At 39.9% G+C, this 17,332-nt stretch carries 12 protein-coding genes; 10 read left to right on the top strand and 2 right to left on the bottom strand.

All coding sequences use genetic code 11. From position 1 onward, the window contains the following. Positions 1-305: 305 nt before the first annotated feature. Entirely contained in the window at positions 306-1,910 is a 1,605-nt protein-coding gene (locus J8L97_RS17245) for an isocitrate lyase (protein WP_211051674.1), read from the bottom strand. Between the two features lie 223 nt (positions 1,911-2,133). Between J8L97_RS17245 and J8L97_RS17240 the strand changes: the two genes are divergently transcribed. From J8L97_RS17240 to J8L97_RS17215, 6 genes are all read left to right on the top strand, one after another. Further along, positions 2,134-4,308, top strand: a complete 2,175-nt coding sequence (locus tag J8L97_RS17240) for a malate synthase G (RefSeq protein WP_211051671.1) — start codon at positions 2,134-2,136, stop codon at positions 4,306-4,308. A 261-nt stretch (positions 4,309-4,569) separates the two neighbouring features. Continuing rightward, positions 4,570-6,591 carry a S9 family peptidase gene (locus J8L97_RS17235; protein WP_211051668.1) on the top strand — a complete coding sequence of 674 codons (2,022 nt, stop codon included), beginning with the start codon at positions 4,570-4,572 and terminating at the stop codon, positions 6,589-6,591. A 238-nt stretch (positions 6,592-6,829) separates the two neighbouring features. Next, on the top strand, positions 6,830-7,711 hold the full coding sequence (locus tag J8L97_RS17230) for a hypothetical protein (protein WP_211051666.1): 882 nt from the start codon (positions 6,830-6,832) through the stop codon (positions 7,709-7,711). Between the two features lie 44 nt (positions 7,712-7,755). After that, positions 7,756-8,217, top strand: a complete 462-nt coding sequence (locus J8L97_RS17225) for a TlpA disulfide reductase family protein (RefSeq protein WP_211051664.1) — start codon at positions 7,756-7,758, stop codon at positions 8,215-8,217. Positions 8,218-8,318: 101 nt separating this feature from the next. Then, positions 8,319-11,093: a two-component regulator propeller domain-containing protein gene (locus J8L97_RS17220; protein WP_211051658.1), complete on the top strand. Its 2,775-nt coding sequence runs from the start codon at positions 8,319-8,321 to the stop codon at positions 11,091-11,093. Between the two features lie 47 nt (positions 11,094-11,140). Next, positions 11,141-11,596, top strand: a complete 456-nt coding sequence (locus J8L97_RS17215) for a cell wall metabolism sensor histidine kinase WalK (RefSeq protein WP_211051657.1) — start codon at positions 11,141-11,143, stop codon at positions 11,594-11,596. A 46-nt stretch (positions 11,597-11,642) separates the two neighbouring features. On the opposite strand, the gene J8L97_RS17210 is transcribed toward J8L97_RS17215, so the two are convergent. Next, a complete protein-coding gene (locus J8L97_RS17210) occupies positions 11,643-13,685 on the bottom strand; it encodes a beta-propeller domain-containing protein (RefSeq protein ID WP_211051656.1) in 2,043 nt (680 codons plus the stop codon). Between the two features lie 157 nt (positions 13,686-13,842). Here J8L97_RS17210 and J8L97_RS17205 point away from each other — a divergent pair, with 157 nt between their 5' ends. The 4 genes from J8L97_RS17205 to J8L97_RS17190 are packed head-to-tail and all read left to right on the top strand — an operon-like array spanning position 13,843 to position 17,088. Further along, complete coding sequence (locus J8L97_RS17205; RefSeq protein ID WP_211051655.1) at positions 13,843-14,751, top strand: MipA/OmpV family protein; 909 nt, start codon at positions 13,843-13,845, stop codon at positions 14,749-14,751. Continuing rightward, a complete protein-coding gene (locus J8L97_RS17200; protein WP_210994996.1) occupies positions 14,741-15,136 on the top strand; it encodes a DUF3019 domain-containing protein in 396 nt (131 codons plus the stop codon). Before J8L97_RS17205 ends, J8L97_RS17200 begins: the two co-directional genes overlap by 11 nt. Continuing rightward, on the top strand, positions 15,136-15,825 hold the full coding sequence (locus J8L97_RS17195; RefSeq protein WP_211051654.1) for a response regulator: 690 nt from the start codon (positions 15,136-15,138) through the stop codon (positions 15,823-15,825). The genes J8L97_RS17200 and J8L97_RS17195 overlap by 1 nt, the downstream gene beginning before the upstream one ends. Positions 15,826-15,834: 9 nt before the next feature. After that, positions 15,835-17,088: an ATP-binding protein gene (locus J8L97_RS17190; protein ID WP_211051653.1), complete on the top strand. Its 1,254-nt coding sequence runs from the start codon at positions 15,835-15,837 to the stop codon at positions 17,086-17,088. Positions 17,089-17,332: the final 244 nt, after the last annotated feature.

Raw genomic sequence — 17,332 nt, 5'->3', positions numbered from 1 at the left:
AAGGGCCTTTACAGATTGCAATTTATGCAATGATTGACTTTTTGATGATAAATAGGAGTTAGTAAAATTGTAATTTATCCGATATGGGAGTTAGTAAAATTGTAGTCTGGGGAGTTGTTTATGTTAGTAAAATTTTGTTCCATGGCATGGAACACATCTGATAGTGTCGCAAAATGACGTGATTTTTAGGTCTGACAGTGTATTTTCCGGTTTGTTCGTCATTTTTATAGAAGATAGTAAAAATATGATCCAGCGTTGGTTAGATGAAGAAGGGCCATAGGGCCCTTAAAGGTTAGGTAATGTACTTAAAACTGATTCATCGTATTTGCAGTTCCACCTGCTTTTAAGGCATTTTCACCAGAAAAGTACTCTTTATGTGTGTCACCTATATTGGAGCCAGCAAGGTCTTGATGCTTAACTGATGCTTGCTCCCTCCTAATTTCTTGACGCTGAACGTCCCTGACATAAGCCAGCATCCCAAGTTCACCAAAATACCCTTCAGCTAAAATATCGGTACTTAGTGCAGCTGTATGGTATGTGGGTAAAGTAATTAAGTGATGAAATATTCCGGCTTCTCTGGCACCATCTTGCTGGAAGTTTTGTACTAATTTATCTGCTTCTCGTGCTAATTCTGTATTATCTAGTTCAGGAGCCATGAGGGCTTTAGCATTAACGTTTGGATTTGGGTAACGACTTAAGTCTTTTCCTTGTGTTTCCCATTGAGAGTAGACTTGTTCTCGAAACTTCAACGTCCAATTAAACGAAGGAGAGTTATTATAAACAAGCTTCGCATTTGGCACTTGCTCTTTAATGCTATCAACGAGCTCAGCGATTTGATTTACGTTGGGCTGCTCTGTTTCTATCCAAAGTAGATCTGCACCTGATTGTAAACTGGTAACACAATCTAAAATTACCCGAGCTTTTTCTGTGCCTTCTTTAAATTGGTATAATCCATTGTCTAATCTGACGGGTTTACACAGTTTACCATTGAGCTTAATGGCCATTTCCCCATCTGTGAGGTCGTTTACGTTATGTATCTCTGTGGTATCAAGAAAAGCGGTATATTGACTTGCTAGGTCTCCTGGAGACTGAGATACAGGAATTTTCTGAGTTAAGCTTGCGCCAAGTGAATCGGTTCTCGCTACAATGACACCGTCTTCCACTCCAAGTTCTAAGAAGGCATATCGAACGGCATTGATCTTCGCAAGAAAGTCTTCATGTGGAACGGTTACTTTACCGGCTTGATGCCCACATTGTTTCGCATCTGAAACTTGATTTTCTATTTGAATGGCGCACGCTCCGGCTTCGATCATTTTTTTTGCGAGTAAGTAAGTGGCTTCTTCGTTACCAAACCCTGCATCAATATCGGCTATGATCGGAACCACGTGGGTTTCAAAGTTATTAATTTTGGCCATAATTTCTTGTGTCGCTTGTCCTCGAGATTTTGCTTCATCCAGAGCTTTATAGAGGTGGTCAAGTTCTCTAGCATCTGCCTGTTTTAAAAAGGTGTAAATCTCTTCGATTAATGCTGGTACCGACGTTTTTTCATGCATACTTTGATCTGGTAATGGGCCAAATTCAGAGCGAAGTGCTGCTACCATCCAGCCACTTAAGTATACATATGAGCGTTTTGTGGTTTTTTGATGCCTTTTTACTGCCATCATCATTTGCTGAGCAGTGAAACCATGCCAGCAGCCTAATGATTGCGTGTATTGGCTATTGTCTGCGTCATAAGCCGCCATATCTTCACGCATAATGTTTGCTGTATATTTTGCTATGTCTAATCCTGTTTTGAATCTGTTTTGTAAATTCATTCGACTTGCAAACTCAGGGTTAATTGACTGCCATGAAGTGTTCTTGTTCTGACATAAAGTTGTGTAGTGGTCTATTTTAGATTGATAGTTTGTCATGACTAGTTGTCCTTCGAACGGTTAATTTTACGATATTTGATTGTGAGAGTGCGTTGAGTGGTCTGACCCCGCGCTTAATTAAACATTAGGCCTGAATTTAAAATTTTTTAAATTTATAGTTATTATTATCAACATACATTCCATGAATGTCATTTGCAGTTTAATTTGAGTGTATTTGAGATATGGTTATTGAGGACCCGTTCAGCATAGTTAGGATTTAGATATGAGCATGACGACTCAACAATCAGGTTTAACCATCGACCGACAACTTTTCGATTTTGTAAATATGCAAGCATTACCCGGCACTGATATCGAACAAGAAACCTTTTGGAGTGGCTTTGCAAAGCTTATTGAGACTCTCTCACCAATCAATAAGCAGTTATTGTTTAAACGCGATAAGCTACAGTCTCAAATTGATGAATATCATAAGAGTCACCCCGTATGGAATGGTGATAAATATCGGACATTTTTAATGGATATAGGCTATTTGGTGCCTTCTCCAGAACGAGTTAGCATTGATACTGACTCTGTTGACCCAGAGATAGCATCAATCGCAGGTCCACAGCTTGTAGTACCCGTGAGTAATGCTCGGTTTGCGCTAAATGCAGCGAACGCAAGGTGGGGTTCTCTTTATGATGCTCTTTATGGAACCGATGTATTACCACAAGAAGAAGGTGCCGAAAAAACACAGGAATACAACCCTGTACGCGGTTTTAAAGTGATGGCCTACGCTCGCCAATTCCTTGATAACACTTTTCCTTTGAGAAATGGCTCGCATATTGAAAGTACACATTATGCGGTGCTAAATGGGCAATTGGTGGTCACGCTTAATGATAGTAAACAAGTTAGCCTATTAGATCCCCAGCAATTTGTCGGTTATCAAGGTGAAGCGCAAAACCCTTCCTCATTATTATTAAAGCGCAATGGTCTGCATGTTGAGATCCAAATAGATCCGCATCACCCAATAGGTCAATCCGATAAAGCAGGGATCAGCGATCTTATTTTAGAGTCAGCCTTGACGACCATTATGGACTGTGAAGATTCCGTAGCTGCCGTTGATGCACAAGATAAAGTCGGTGTTTACACAAATTGGTTAGGCTTAATGACTGGCACATTGAAAGAAGAGTTTAAAAAAGAAGGTACTGTAATTACACGCGTTTTAAATAAAGATAAGCATTTTGTAATGGCTTCAGGGAAGATACTTAAATTAAAAGGTCGGAGTATGATGTTTGTTCGCAATGTCGGTCATTTAATGACAACCCCTGCTATTTTAGACCAAAATGGTGAACAAGTTTTTGAAGGCATTTTAGATGCAGTCATAACGTCACTGTGTGCATTACATGATTTAAAAGGCAATTCAGAATATCGGAACTCAATCTCTAAAAGTATCAATATAGTTAAGCCAAAAATGCACGGACCAGAAGAGGTTGCTTTTACTTCTAGACTATTTTCGGCGGTTGAAGGTTTATTATCCTTACCTAACAACACCATAAAAATGGGGATAATGGATGAAGAGCGGCGAACATCGGTTAATTTGAAAGCATGTATTGAGCAGGCTAAGTCTCGAGTTGTATTCATTAACACAGGCTTTTTGGATAGAACAGGCGATGAAATACATACTTCGATGTTGGCGGGGCCTATGCTCCCTAAGTCTCGTATCAAGTCGCAACCGTGGATTTCAGCGTACGAAAAGGGGAATGTTGAAGTCGGGTTAGCCTGTGGGTTTAGCGGCAAAGCACAAATAGGAAAAGGGATGTGGCCAATGCCAGATTTAATGGCATTGATGATGAAGCAAAAGTTAGCTCATCCAGAGTCTGGTGCTAATACGGCTTGGGTCCCCTCCCCTACGGCTGCAACGTTACACGCCATGCATTATCATACTATCGATGTCTTTCAAGTACAGGCAGCAATAGGTCAATATGAAGAGGCTGCTTTGACTGACTTATTGACCCCTCCATTGTTAGGAGAGATAGTGTTAACGAAAGAGGACATTCAGGCCGAATTAGATAATAATGTACAAGGGATCCTTGGTTATGTGGTACGTTGGATTGATCAGGGTATTGGCTGCTCTAAGGTGCCAGATATAAATCATATTGGTTTAATGGAGGATAGGGCTACTTTGCGCATTTCAAGCCAACATATTGCAAACTGGTTGGTGCATGGAATATGTTCACCGCAACAAGTAAAAAGCACGTTTGCAAAAATGGCTAAGGTTGTTGATGGACAAAACCATCATGATGCGAGTTATATTTGCATGGCTGACAATAAAGTTAAGTTAAATGATAATTTGGCTTATCAGGCTGCTTTATCTCTCGTTTTTGAAGGTAAGAATCAGCCTAATGGCTACACTGAACCTTTATTGCACTCTTATCGTTTGAAACATAAAGCTTTCCAATAAAATACGATTTTAGAAGCCCTTTTGATGAGTGTAAGCCCCCTTTACACTCACAATGATCTCAGTATTCAATAATAGTTATGCGCCTCTAAAGGCTCGAACCAGTTACAAATAAATGAAACGGATAGGTCATTTTGAAATCGCGATACTTTCATTTTGTAAATAACATAACTGAATATCCAGAGAGCTTAAGCATAAACAGTTGACTCGTCTTACCATATGAGCTTTTATGATCATAAATTAATGTCCCTTAAAGGAGTTTGTATGAAGTTATCACTGATAACGATTGGGCTCAGTTTTTTTGTAAGTTCAGCCTTTTGTGAAGCTTCACCACTGGAGCTTGATGATGTGTTTGACCTAGAGTACGCAAATCAGGTTGAGTTTAGTGAAGACGGTAAAGTCGTTTATTTTGTTAGAAATCGCATGGATATAAAGACTGACAAAAAGGTGGGAAATATTTGGTCAATCGATGTTGACACTAATGAGTTAGAACCTGTGACCTCGGGTATTCATATCGATTATGCTCCACAATTGTCTCCGGATGGAAAGCGGCTTGCCTTTATTTCCACCAGAGATGGTAGCAGTCAAATTTATATGAAATGGTTAAACTCTGGCGCAGTAGCCAAAGTGAGTAACCTAACACAATCTCCAAGTGGGATCACTTGGACGCCAGATAGTAAGCATCTTGTTTTTTCTCAGTTTGTACCAGCAAAGGCTCATTCACCAATTAACCTACCAGGCAAGCCTAAAGGCGCTAACTGGGCTAAACCTCCCGTTTTTATAGATGATGTCTATTATCGTTCGGATGGTGCAGGTTATTCTAAGCCTGGCTTTTCTCACTTATTTAAAATAGATGCAAATGGTGGTAACGCTCAGCAGTTAACGTCAGGTAATTTTAATCATGGCGGTACTGTCAGTTTTGATAAAGACGGTGAGGTACTCTATTTTAGTGCTAATCGGCATAAAAATCATGCTTTAAAACCGAATAATAGCGAGGTGTATGCACTAAATATGCATACTAGAGTAATCTCTTCTGTAACTGAGCGAGTTGGACCCGACAGCTTTCCACAAGTTTCACCTAATGGTCGGCTTTTAGCCTATATAGGTTATGATGATAAGCTAATGAATTATGAAAATTCGGATATTTATGTGCTTAATTTTAAAACGGGTGAGACAAACGTTATCACCGCAGCACTTGACCGAAATGTAAAAGACATTCAATGGGATAACAAAAGCAGAGGGCTTTATTATAGCTATGACTCTGAAGGGAAAACAACAGTAGCGCACCAGCCCCTAAAAGGAAAAGCGAAAGTGCTTACTGATGAAGTTGGGAGTGTCGCATTTGGTCGACCTTATTCTGGCGGTAGTTATGATGTTAGTGCTCGAGGTGATATTGCCTTTACACTTGCAGATCCAAATAAGCCAGCTGACGTTGCGTTAGTTATACGTGACAAAACAACGCAATTGACGGACTTAAATGGTGATGCGCTTGCAAGTAAAACGCTAGGCAAAGTTGAAGAAATTTGGGTTAAATCTAAATATGATAAGTTGGATATTCAGGGATGGGTTGTATACCCTCCAGATTTTGATAAAACGAAGAAGTATCCTTTAGTACTGGAAATACATGGTGGACCAGTTGCAAATTATGGGCCTCACTTTAGCGCCGAAGCTCAGCTGTTTGCAGCAAAAGGTAATGTTGTTTTATATATGAATCCAAGAGGAAGTGATTCATATGGAAAAGAATTCGCGCAAAAAATTCATCATAATTATCCAAGTAATGACTTTGATGATTTAATGACAGGAGTCGACTCGTTGATTGATAAGGGCTTTATTGATGATAAGCGTTTATATGTTACGGGTGGTTCGGGTGGTGGTGTATTAACCGCGTGGATTATTGGTCATACGAATCGCTTTACAGCTGCGGTTGTTGCTAAGCCGGTAATTAATTGGTTTAGCTTTGTGTTAACGGCTGACTACTATCCATTTTTTGCGGACTATTGGTTTCCCGGTAAACCGTGGGATCATATGGAGCACTACATGAAATACTCACCAATTAGCTATGTAGGTAATGTGACGACTCCGACCATGTTATTAACTGGTGAAGCTGATTATCGCACACCAATATCTGAAACTGAGCAGTATTATCAAGCGCTTAAGTTGCAAGGGGTTGAAACGGCGATGGTGCGTATTCCAGATGCATCACATGGCATAACGGCGCGTCCATCAAATTTAATGAATAAAGTTGCTTATATTCAGTGGTGGTTTGATAAGCATACAGGAAAGTAACCACCTATTTTGCGTAGATAGTTTGCTTGTTCGTTGCGAGTAAGCCATCTACGCAGGACAAAATATTAAGGTTAAAAGTTCAGAATATAACGCGTATATTACTATTTTAATCCACACTTACGCGTCCCTATTAATATTGCCTTTGATCACTTTTTTAAACAGGTAGTATACAATGAGTTGAGCTCGTAGTTTTTGTTTTCCAAGGTGATGAGCCTACCACCTGTTCATTTGGAGCATTATGCAATCATTTAGACAATGGGTCAGATATAGAGCTGTGCTATTTTCTTTTATTGCGTTTAGTAATATAAGCATTGCTGAGTCATTACGTATCTATATAGATGATGAAAAAGACCTCTTGGTGTTTACTGGACAAGTTGCACCTTCCAATATTGGCGGCGCGACAAACAATATGTTATTTAACATGATTGATGGGGTGGATATTGAATTTGTGCCATCGAGTTATAAGCGTGCCTTGAGAATCATGAGTCAGCAGCCTGAGCCTATTTGCGTTGTTAATAAAGTAAAAACGCAAGAAAGAGAAGCTGCATTTTTATTTAGCCTGCCAATTAATCTGTATCTTAGCCGACGGCTATATTTACAATTAGATGCAGAGCCATTGGCGCCTTCATTGCTTGATGAGCAAGGAAATGTAATCTCTTTGCCTAAACTATTTCATGCACATAGACATAAATTAATTGTGCTTGCTGGGGCATTTTCTTATGGCCCATTTTTAGATAAGCAATTGGCGCAAGTAAGCAGCGCGAATAAAGTGATTCGAGAAGGCAGTAATCATTACGATACGGTGTATAGAATGTTTCACTTGCGTCGCGTAGATTTTTTATTGGCATACCCCGCAGAGGTGTATCGGCATGCTAAAACGGATAAATCACAGTACCAGTCATATCGAATGGCTAACTCTCCAGGATTCATCTTGGGACACATTATGTGCAATGATACGACAGCGAGCCGTACGTTCATTAAGAAAGTGAATACAATAATGTTACAGATGTACAATCAAGATGAATTCACTAATGCGCACTTACACTTTTTACCGAAACAAGAGCATGATGTGACAAAACAATATATTGAACAACTTAAGCGTTATCAAATTCAGCCTTAAATTATATGATATGCGTAATTGGCAATGCTTAGGGGTATAAAATAATGCAAAATAGAGCGATTCTATGTGTTTTTGTTTGCTTTAGTTTCATTGGTAACTCTGCTTTGGCAATGTCAGCAGAGCAACAGCTAGAAGAGCTTTTAAGTCAACATAGTGGAAAAGTTGTATACGTGGATTTCTGGGCTTCATGGTGTGTACCGTGTCGTTATGCTTTTCCGTGGATGGGTAGTATACAGAAACGGTTTTCACAAGATGTGCAAATTATTGCTGTGAATATGGACACCGATGTAGAGGATGCGAAAAAATTTCTATTGGAAACACCGGCTAATTTTCCGGTTATTTTTAATCCCTCGATGAGCATAGGTCAAGCAAATAAGCTCAAAGGTATGCCCAGTAGTATTATTTTTGATAGAACGGGTAAAAAAATAGTGCAGCTATCGGGGTTTAATGATGAAAAGAAAAAAGATTATGAAGCAATACTAATTCACTTGGTAAAAAGTCGCTAAATGCATCCGAGTTTAGGTAAGAGTATAGTGATAAAAGTTTGCCGTATCAGATGCATTAAGCTATAACAGCACATAGCTCATTTTATTTTTTGGAAAACTATTTGTATCGTTATTTTGTTGTGTTTATTTGCTTTTTCCTTGTTTCATTGCGTTGTTTTTCACAACATCAGTTACCAGCAAAAACCGACCATATTCTACCGACTAACTTAGGAGAAGCAAATTGGCAGCCTTTGTTTCAGGTGGAGTTACCCAGTGGTAAGCCTCGTTTAAAAAAAAATGAATTGCTCAATTTAGACTTTTCTTTTGCCTTTACACCTACGGCTCATCAACGTATTGAATCTCCTGAAATAGTATCTTCTGAGTGGGTCTCTTTTAAGTCTCAATTTAAGCCGTTTGCGTCACCCATAAAGTCATCTTGGAAGTCCGTCAAACCTGCGCAATATGCGTTGAATGTGCAGTCGGATATTCGACACTTTTCAATACGGCAAGGCTTGCCTACTGGCGCCGTATATAGTGTGCAACAAGATGTTGACGATATGATTTGGCTTGGTACGAATGGAGAAGGAGCATGTCAGTATACAGGTAACTACTTACGCTGTTTAACGGACCAAGATGGTCTGAACAATAATCGGGTATGGGATATCGCAAAACACGTTAATGGTGAGTTGTGGCTAGCAACAGATCGAGGAGTGAACGTTTTTGATGGTAACGTGGTATCCGCGTTACAGATTGATGGTGCACTTTATACCCCTAAAGTGAATGATATTTTGTTTGATGATGATACCACTTATTTGGCATCAGATGAGGGACTATATCTAGCTAAATATGGCTCTCTTTCTCGTTTGAAAATCGGTAACTCTTTAAAAATAAATCAACTATTAAAAGGACCAGAGCAGAGTATTTGGCTCGCGACTGATATTGGATTGTTTCAGTATCGAGAAAGTAAGCTGTATAAAGTCGAGTTGCCTGAGCCATCATGCCAAGGGCCTATCTTAGCAATGGCGAGCGCTCAAAATACCGTGTGGTTGGGTATAAAAGGAACCGGTGTTTGCCAAGTTGATTGGAGTTCTAAGCAAATTGCTTTTTTATCGGGTTTGCTAATGCCGAATATTCAAACACTAGCATACGATCAAAATGCTGCAGCACTATGGATTGGTGATGACAGCAAAGGCGTTATTCGGATGACGGGTAACTCAGCGCATACTCTTAATAGCGCTAATGGATTAAACGATCACCATATTCGAGATATTATGTTGGGTAGTCAGGGGAATGTGTGGATTGCAACGTATGGCGGTGGAGTGAACCGCCTTAAAGAACATAGTTTTCAATTGCTAACAAAACGCAATGGGTTATTAAATGAAAGAGTCAGCGCCCTCGCGAATATCAATGAGCGATTATGGATTGGGCAATATGGAACTGGATTTCAAGTTTTATATAATAATCAATGGTTTAATTCTATTTACGATTTTTCAGATCAGTATGTGCATGCGATTAGCATAAGTGAAAATGAAAGTGTTTGGGTCGGTACTCGTGCAGGACTTATTGTTATTGGAAATAACGGCTATCAGCGGGTGGACCGTCAAATGGGGTTGGACGCTGACATTGTGCACCGAATTATAGCGAGCCAAGACGGTTGTATGTATTTAGCGACTCAAAGTGGGGTTATTCGTGCTTGTGAAGGTGCCTTTGAGAAATTGGTTCTACCAGATATGGCATATGTGGTCAGTGTCTTTGAAGATACCAGCAAGCGGCTTTGGTTTGTCACAAATGGGCAAGGGATTTATTATTTAGAGCGCGGTACTTTGTTTCATATAACAGAAGCGCAGGGGCTTCCTAGCAATTGGGTTTATAGTATCGCCCAGATGTTAGATGGTTTTGTCGCACTGGGTACCCGCAGAGGTGTTCTTTTACTTAAAAAAGATATCAATGGTTGGCGTAGCAGGCACGTGAGTGTGAGTGATGGGTTGAGTAATAACATTATTTTATCGTTGTTGGTGCAAGGTGATGTGATCTGGGCTGGCACTGAGCGGGGCATAAACAGGTTTAAGCCACAAGCAATGTTTGGGTCAAATAGTTCATCAAAACCCCAGCAGTATACGTATGATAATGGTTACATTGCTGTTGATAGTACTCTTAATACAGCGCTGCTTTTTAAAGGCAGTTACTATTGGGGGTCTGGGAAAGGAGTGTCTTATTTTAAGCCTGAGAGTGTAAAAATAAATGTGAATTCTCAAGTTAACTTGTTGCGCGTTAGTGCGAGTCAAAGTGGCACTCCTCGGCCTAAATTTAAGGATATAGAACATTTAACACACCCTCTAATTGATTTACCTGCGACGACATTTCAAATCCGTTTTCAATATGGTCATAGCGAATGGGGTAACCCAGAGAGGATTATGTATCAAACTCGTCTAATCGGCAGTAATGAATATTGGAGTGACCCTTCTTACGATGACGAGATGACCTTTACACAATTGTCACCGGGTAATTATGAGTTTCAAGTTAGAATATCAACGCAAGATAAGACAGCTGATTATGAGTACTTTTCTTTTGTAATTCAGCCACCCTGGTGGCAAACTTGGTGGGCTTTTTCTCTGGGCCTATTATTCGTCATTGGCGCTATTTATAGTTTATTAAAATTGCGATTTGAGTTTATTCAAAAGCAACAAAGAATAAGCGATAGAGCTGAGTTTTCTGAAGCGCTTTTAGCGCGGAAAAAACAACTGTTGGCGGAGGTATCTCATGAAATCCGCACACCATTAAGTGTACTGAAAATGCAAATAGAAGCACTCGAATACAACCTTGTTGAAAATACGGAACAGACCTATGAGTTGCTACATCGTCGTATAGGCGATATTAGTACCTTATTGCAGACATAGATCAATTAGCGATAACGGAGCTGTCTGAACTGAGCTTAAATGTCAAAATGATAGATGTCGTGCCTTGGCTGGCGTCTTGGGCGGATGATGCACGTACACGGTCATCTCAGCTACGAGAGTGTGAGTTCAGTCATGTCGTAAAATTACCCAAAAACTTGTTTATAAACGCAGATCAAGACAGATTAACTCAAGTGCTTAATAATCTACTCTCTAATAGCCTACGATACACCACGCCGCCTATTCGTATAACATTTGAAGCTACTTATACCGAAACGCAGTTAATATTATCTTTGAGCGACAGTGCACCTGGTGTATCAGAACACGAACTATCATGCATATTTACGCGCTTATACCAAAATGAAAGTAATAAGACGTTATTCAAAGGTGGAACTGGGTTAGGGTTGACTATCTGCAAAGACTTGATTGAACGCCATAGTGGCGAAATAGAAGCGCAACATAGCGAGCTGGGAGGGCTTACTGTTCGTGTTACCCTACCTAGGTAGGGGAACACGAATACCGACAAGTTATGCAGGCCCTAATCATACATCACTATAGCGGGCCATTATTAGCTGAGGGAGTTTGCCATAAACTGTGCCAAATATAGTTACCATGAATATAATAAATATCGTCGTTGTGAAGTACTGTCCGGTCTTCATTACCATATATTAATGGAATTTGTTGCGGGCCAGTTACTTCATATTTTATATGGCTACTGCCTATGTAAGCTAACTTTTTAGTTTGGCTATTTATTTCAAACAATGTTAATTGGTTTTGCTTTATCCAGTCATAGTTTTGAGGTGTATTACCTGTTTCAATCCATCGCTCAAGTGGCATCGTAAACCGGTATTGATGTGCTGCTGTTTTAACGAAACTAAGCGAATGGTAATCTTGCTCTGCAGGAGTATAGGCTTCGGGGAATACCTTACTATCGAGTAAGATGGGAGAAGTGGTATCACTGATGTCAAATAAGCTTACTTTCGCGCCTTGCGTTATATTCGGTTGCTCGGGTATTGTGATATCGGCGACTTCTTGACCGATGCCAAGCAGGAGGCTGTCTCCGATAGGATGAAGGTATGCAGAGTACCCTGGAATTTCTAGCGCGCCCTTAATCATAGGGGCTTCCGCATTCTTCAAATCAATAACATATAAAGGATCTGTTTGTTGAAATGTGACTATATAGGCCTGTTCATCAACAAAGCGGACTGCATAAATATCTTCGTCGACAATACCTGTTGCACTATTTACTTTTCCAATAGGCGTTGGGTGGGATTGATTTGGTAGTTCGGAGATCAACACAAGTTCTGAGCCTTGTTGACGCAGTATTCGAAGTTTATGCTCAAACCCATCAAACTGATTACCTTCGCTCGTCATTACGCGCAGCTGGTTGTTATACTCACTGAATCGTAAGTTACGCATATTTTGTCCGAAATGGCCTGAGAGCTTGCCTGTTGCTGAATACTCAAAAGCTTGTTCATTAATCGTGAATTTGTGAATTACAGACTTTGGGCCCTCTGCATTGAAGTGCGTACTATGTGTATAGATTGCTGTCTCTGAAGCATAAATCCCTTCAACTTCAGTATTTACGCAAAGTGAAACTTGCTGGGACGGATCAGCCAACGATATACGCGTAATGGTCATTATTGAATCGTAGCCATCGGTGTCGGAAGCGGTATCGGATAAATAGCATTCGTCAGCATTAAACAGCGGCTGGCTGTCACCCGATTGGCTATGGATTATAGTCGGTATGAAGTGTGTAATAGGTGTGTCGTTGAGCGTTTGGTAGTTTTTTAACTGTGTTTCAGGCTGTGAGTTCGTCAGATCAAAACCGCTAAAGGAAGGTCTGAAATTGCTTACTAAATAGAGTTGGTTGTTAATGACTCGACTTTCAATGAGTTGCCCATCAATACTGTATGTATGTGATATGTCAGCTTGTTCTGGTGTGGTGACATCCGCAAAATTTAATTCAAATTGTGTATGGTTTAAGTTTGGTGCTGTTGAATTAGCGCTGAGGGGTTCAATTGTTGCGGTGCTAAAGATTGAAAACCAGCCGCTATTCGCACTGATGGATACGAGCGTATCTTGCTCTAAAAATAATTGTTGCTGTGCATACTCATTGGAAGAGGTTGGTAGATCTTTTACCGCCTGAATTAGGCCATTATTATTGCGTTTCATGATACGAATATAATGAGGTAATTCACTTTCATTTGGTTGCGTTAAATTATGATATTGATTTGCTGCAATGTACAAGTAATTACCATCATATTTTACTCGGTCTGCTTCATTGACGTTCTGCTCTTGTTGGTTTGTACCTGAAAATGCACTTGATGTTGTGCTGGGATCCGATGTCTCCCTGCTATCATTTACTGGAGGCGTAATATCATGTTGATGATAACGCATGAAAACCCCATTTTTTATATGGGTTGTAAATTGTGCTGTATTGGCTTTTTTTAACGGGGTTGTAGAAACCGAGAATCCTGTAAAGTTAGGAAGCTTTTGGATTTTTTGGGGATCACTGGATATTGTATCAGTGTCATTACCGCAACCACTTAAAACGGTGAGCGCAGTAATTCCCAGTAAACGTGTATAATACATAGTACTTTTCCTTGAATGAAGAACTCAGCATTTACTTTACGAAATACGTTAGAAATAACTGTTACCTTTCACAAATGATTTGTTATTTAATGTAACCCTTTCTGGTAAATCACGAATACAATGTTAAATTAGCAGCGGTAATATAAGGAATTGCAAATTGAAATATTTAATTGCTGCAATAGCATGGCTGTTGTCCACATCTACTTTTGCGTCGAGCTCACTATGTAATAGTAGTGACAGTGACTGTGTGAACACCAGTCAGTGGCAGTTTTCAGTGGCAATTGGCATTGGTGAACTGACTAACCCGTTAGCGGGTGGAGATAATCTTCCTTTATTCGTTATCCCTTATGTTAGCTATTATCGAGACCGGTTTTTCTTAGAAAATACGACCCTTGGTTTTACATTACTGGATAAACCAAAATCCGATTTGAGCTTCATTGTAGAGCCTAATGCAGAGCAAGCATTTTTTGAACAGTTTCATTTACGCAATATTATTGCGCCAGGCTCTTACGTTGCCACCGATGGTAATATTGTCGACTCCCCTGATGGCGCTTTAGAAATACCAGATGACGTAACCCCTCCCATTGAGCAACGAGAAGTTACGGTTGATGATATAGCCAATAGAAAGTGGGCGATTGATTTCGGGCTTTTAGGGCATTGGTATATTAATGACAGCAGTAAATTATCTATGCAGTGGCTACATGATGTATCTGGGGTGTACCGAGGACATCATGCAAAAGTAACTTATCATTATGAATTCATACCAATAAGTAAATTGCCAGTAAAAGTACGACTCATCGCAGGCGTACACTGGAAAGAGAGTGCATTAGTTGACTACTATTATGGTTTAAGAAGTAGTGATGAAATAGATGAACAGTTATATTATCAAGGTCGTAGTGTACTAAACCCCTTCTTGGGCGCGACATTGCAATATAAACTCACAGATGATTGGCAACTAAAGGCCAGTATTAAACGACAGTTTTTAGGTGCTGGTATAACGGACAGTCCGCTCATTAGAAAAGATGATGTAAATTACTTTTTTATTGGGGGGGTCTATGCATTCTAGTTCTGCTTGTTTATTTAGCCTAAGTCTATTTTTATCTTTTCAAGGTGTTACGCAGAGTGAGTTTGTTAATCAAGTCCCCTTTGATATTAAACCCGTTACCTGCATAGTTCACCAATTAGGTGAGCCTTGTCAAATGACGATAAGCCTTCAATGGCAAAACCCGCAAGTAATAGATGCTTGTTTGTACCAAGAAGCCAATAAATTACGATGTTGGAAAAAGCAAAGCGCAGTGCAAGAAAAGCTGAAGATTACATTAGCTCAGAGTATGAATTTTAGTCTATTCGATTTACACGGCAGGTTGTTGGCAACGCAAACTGTTAATGTACATGCTACCGTAAGTAAGCGGTACCGTAGAAAATTAAAAACTGATTGGAGTTTCTTTTAATGGCCCATATTATGCTCGTCGAAGATGACGAACGTCTTGCAACTTTGACTGCTCAATTTTTACAAAGTAACGAGTTTGAGGTAACGATTGTCAACGATGGTGCTGAAGCTGTTGAAGCCATTATTACCAAACAGCCTGATATTGTTATATTAGATATCATGTTACCTAATCAAGATGGATTTAGTATTTGTCGAGCTGTTCGCCCCCATTACAATGGCCCTGTGCTATTCCTAACCGCTAAAGACAGTGATTTTGACCAAGTAAAAGGGTTAGAAATTGGTGCCGATGACTATGTTATTAAGCCTGTTGAACCGTATGTGTTATTGGCAAGGCTCAATGCTTTGCTACGCCGAACCTTTAGTAAAAAAGAAGCACTTGATAGCTTAGAGCTTGGTCAATTACGAATTGATAAAGCTGATCGAGCCGTGTATTTGGCTGACCAAGAAGTTGAGTTGACCAGCTATGAATTTGATTTGTTATGGGCTTTGGCAAGTAATGCAGGGGAAACGCAAAGTCGGGAATATATATACAAACATGTTGTTGGTCGCGAGTATGATGGTTTGGATCGGAGCGTGGACGTGAGAATCTCTCGTCTTAGGAAAAAGCTAGGGGATAGCCCTGAGCAACCATTTAGACTGATAACTGTATGGGGAAAAGGCTATTTATGTTCTAAATCAGCCTGGGAGTAGATTAGAGATATGATCAGGTTATTGATCAGCTTATATTTTGTTGTGTTTATTAGTATTGTATTGATCAATCAAAGCAGTGAAGTAATTTGGCAAAGCTGGGGACATCAGGCCCCAGATGAATTGCGCCATGCTAAAGAGGTTGCAAAGACTCTCCAAACAAGTATTTCCAATATTAAGCAGCTACCTAATCCCGTTAAGACGTTCCATATAGGAGATATTGCTTGGTTACCAGAGCAGAGCGCTACCTTAGAAGCGGGAGGGATTGTTACCACGTTTACTGAAGATGGGCATGCACTGTTGACGTTCTCTGTTGATGATAGTGAACAATTAGCTCAGTTGGGACCTTTTCTGCCTGCACAGAGTCAATTAGCCAAGAAGTATTTGTTTAAGCTATTCTCTTTTGCAGTATTAGCACTGTTATTGATTTTATGGCTAAGGCCATTGTGGTTAGACCTAATGCAGCTGAAACGTGTGACTGGGCAACTTGCGCAAGGGCATTTGGATATTTCTATTAGCCCATCAAAGTTTTCTGCAATTTCTAGTTTAACAAGTCAATTCCATGCTATGGCGAACAAAGTAGCGAGTTTAATGAGTGATCAGAAGCAGCTAGTTAATGCGGTATCTCATGAACTACGTACACCTTTAGCAAGGTTGAAATTTGCTTTGGCAATGCTAGCATCAAAAGACCCTAAAGAAGTACAAGCTATGTCTCAAGATGTGCAAGAAATGGAGTTATTGATTGATGAAATGTTAGGTTATGCCAGACTTGAAATTGCAGCAGAAACTTTAGTGTACCAGCAGTTTAACCTAACAATCTTAATCGAATCTCAAATAGATAAACTACAGCGTACTTATTGCAAAGATTTACACGTTTCATTGATGCCTAATGTGATGATTGTCGCGAATCAACATTATCTAGCCCGTGTTGTACAAAACTTACTCTTAAATGCATGCAAGTATGGAGATCGTGAGATCCACGTGTCGTTGTTGGAAAACAATGAACAGGTAGAACTGATCATTGAAGATGATGGCCAGGGGATCAAGCCTGAAGATCGGGATAAAGTGTTTTCACCTTTTGTCCGTGTTGATAGTAGTCGAAATAAGGCCTCTGGAGGCGTTGGTCTAGGGCTTGCGATAGTTCAGAAAATACTAAACTGGCATCATGGGCAGTGTGAAATTCGCAGCTCTCAATTGGGGGGGGCTTTATTTGCAATTGGTTTACCCAAAGATGCTACCCGCCTTAAAGCAAAAGGTCAGGAGTAAAACCTGCCTCAGCATTTTCACCATTGTATTTAACCTCAGGTTTGGATAAGGGTTTTGGAATAGGAAATATTTTGTAAGCAAACTTACGTACAATACAATGATGATATTTTGTTCAATATCAAGGCGCTTTTATGCAGTAATAGCGAGCTATTACAAATGAAAACAACGCCGAGAGTGAGAGAAATAGCTTTATTGGGCAAATTCGCTCATCCAGAGCTGAGGTTAATTAGGCTAATACTTCGAG

Source organism: Pseudoalteromonas sp. MMG012, assembly GCF_018100875.1.
GTDB classification, from domain to species: Bacteria; Pseudomonadota; Gammaproteobacteria; order Enterobacterales; family Alteromonadaceae; genus Pseudoalteromonas; species Pseudoalteromonas aurantia.
This window is presented reverse-complemented; position numbering and strand designations above follow the sequence as displayed.

What these genes read in the sequence shown, in the direction of transcription:
- J8L97_RS17245 (WP_211051674.1), bottom strand. Translation starts at nt 1,910, where the DNA reads ATGACAAACTATCAATCTAAAATAGACCACTACACAACTTTATGTCAG.
- J8L97_RS17240 (WP_211051671.1), top strand. Translation starts at nt 2,134, where the DNA reads ATGAGCATGACGACTCAACAATCAGGTTTAACCATCGACCGACAACTT.
- J8L97_RS17235 (WP_211051668.1), top strand. Translation starts at nt 4,570, where the DNA reads ATGAAGTTATCACTGATAACGATTGGGCTCAGTTTTTTTGTAAGTTCA.
- J8L97_RS17230 (WP_211051666.1), top strand. Translation starts at nt 6,830, where the DNA reads ATGCAATCATTTAGACAATGGGTCAGATATAGAGCTGTGCTATTTTCT.
- J8L97_RS17225 (WP_211051664.1), top strand. Translation starts at nt 7,756, where the DNA reads ATGCAAAATAGAGCGATTCTATGTGTTTTTGTTTGCTTTAGTTTCATT.
- J8L97_RS17215 (WP_211051657.1), top strand. Translation starts at nt 11,141, where the DNA reads ATGATAGATGTCGTGCCTTGGCTGGCGTCTTGGGCGGATGATGCACGT.
- J8L97_RS17210 (WP_211051656.1), bottom strand. Translation starts at nt 13,685, where the DNA reads ATGTATTATACACGTTTACTGGGAATTACTGCGCTCACCGTTTTAAGT.
- J8L97_RS17200 (WP_210994996.1), top strand. Translation starts at nt 14,741, where the DNA reads ATGCATTCTAGTTCTGCTTGTTTATTTAGCCTAAGTCTATTTTTATCT.
- J8L97_RS17195 (WP_211051654.1), top strand. Translation starts at nt 15,136, where the DNA reads ATGGCCCATATTATGCTCGTCGAAGATGACGAACGTCTTGCAACTTTG.
- J8L97_RS17190 (WP_211051653.1), top strand. Translation starts at nt 15,835, where the DNA reads ATGATCAGGTTATTGATCAGCTTATATTTTGTTGTGTTTATTAGTATT.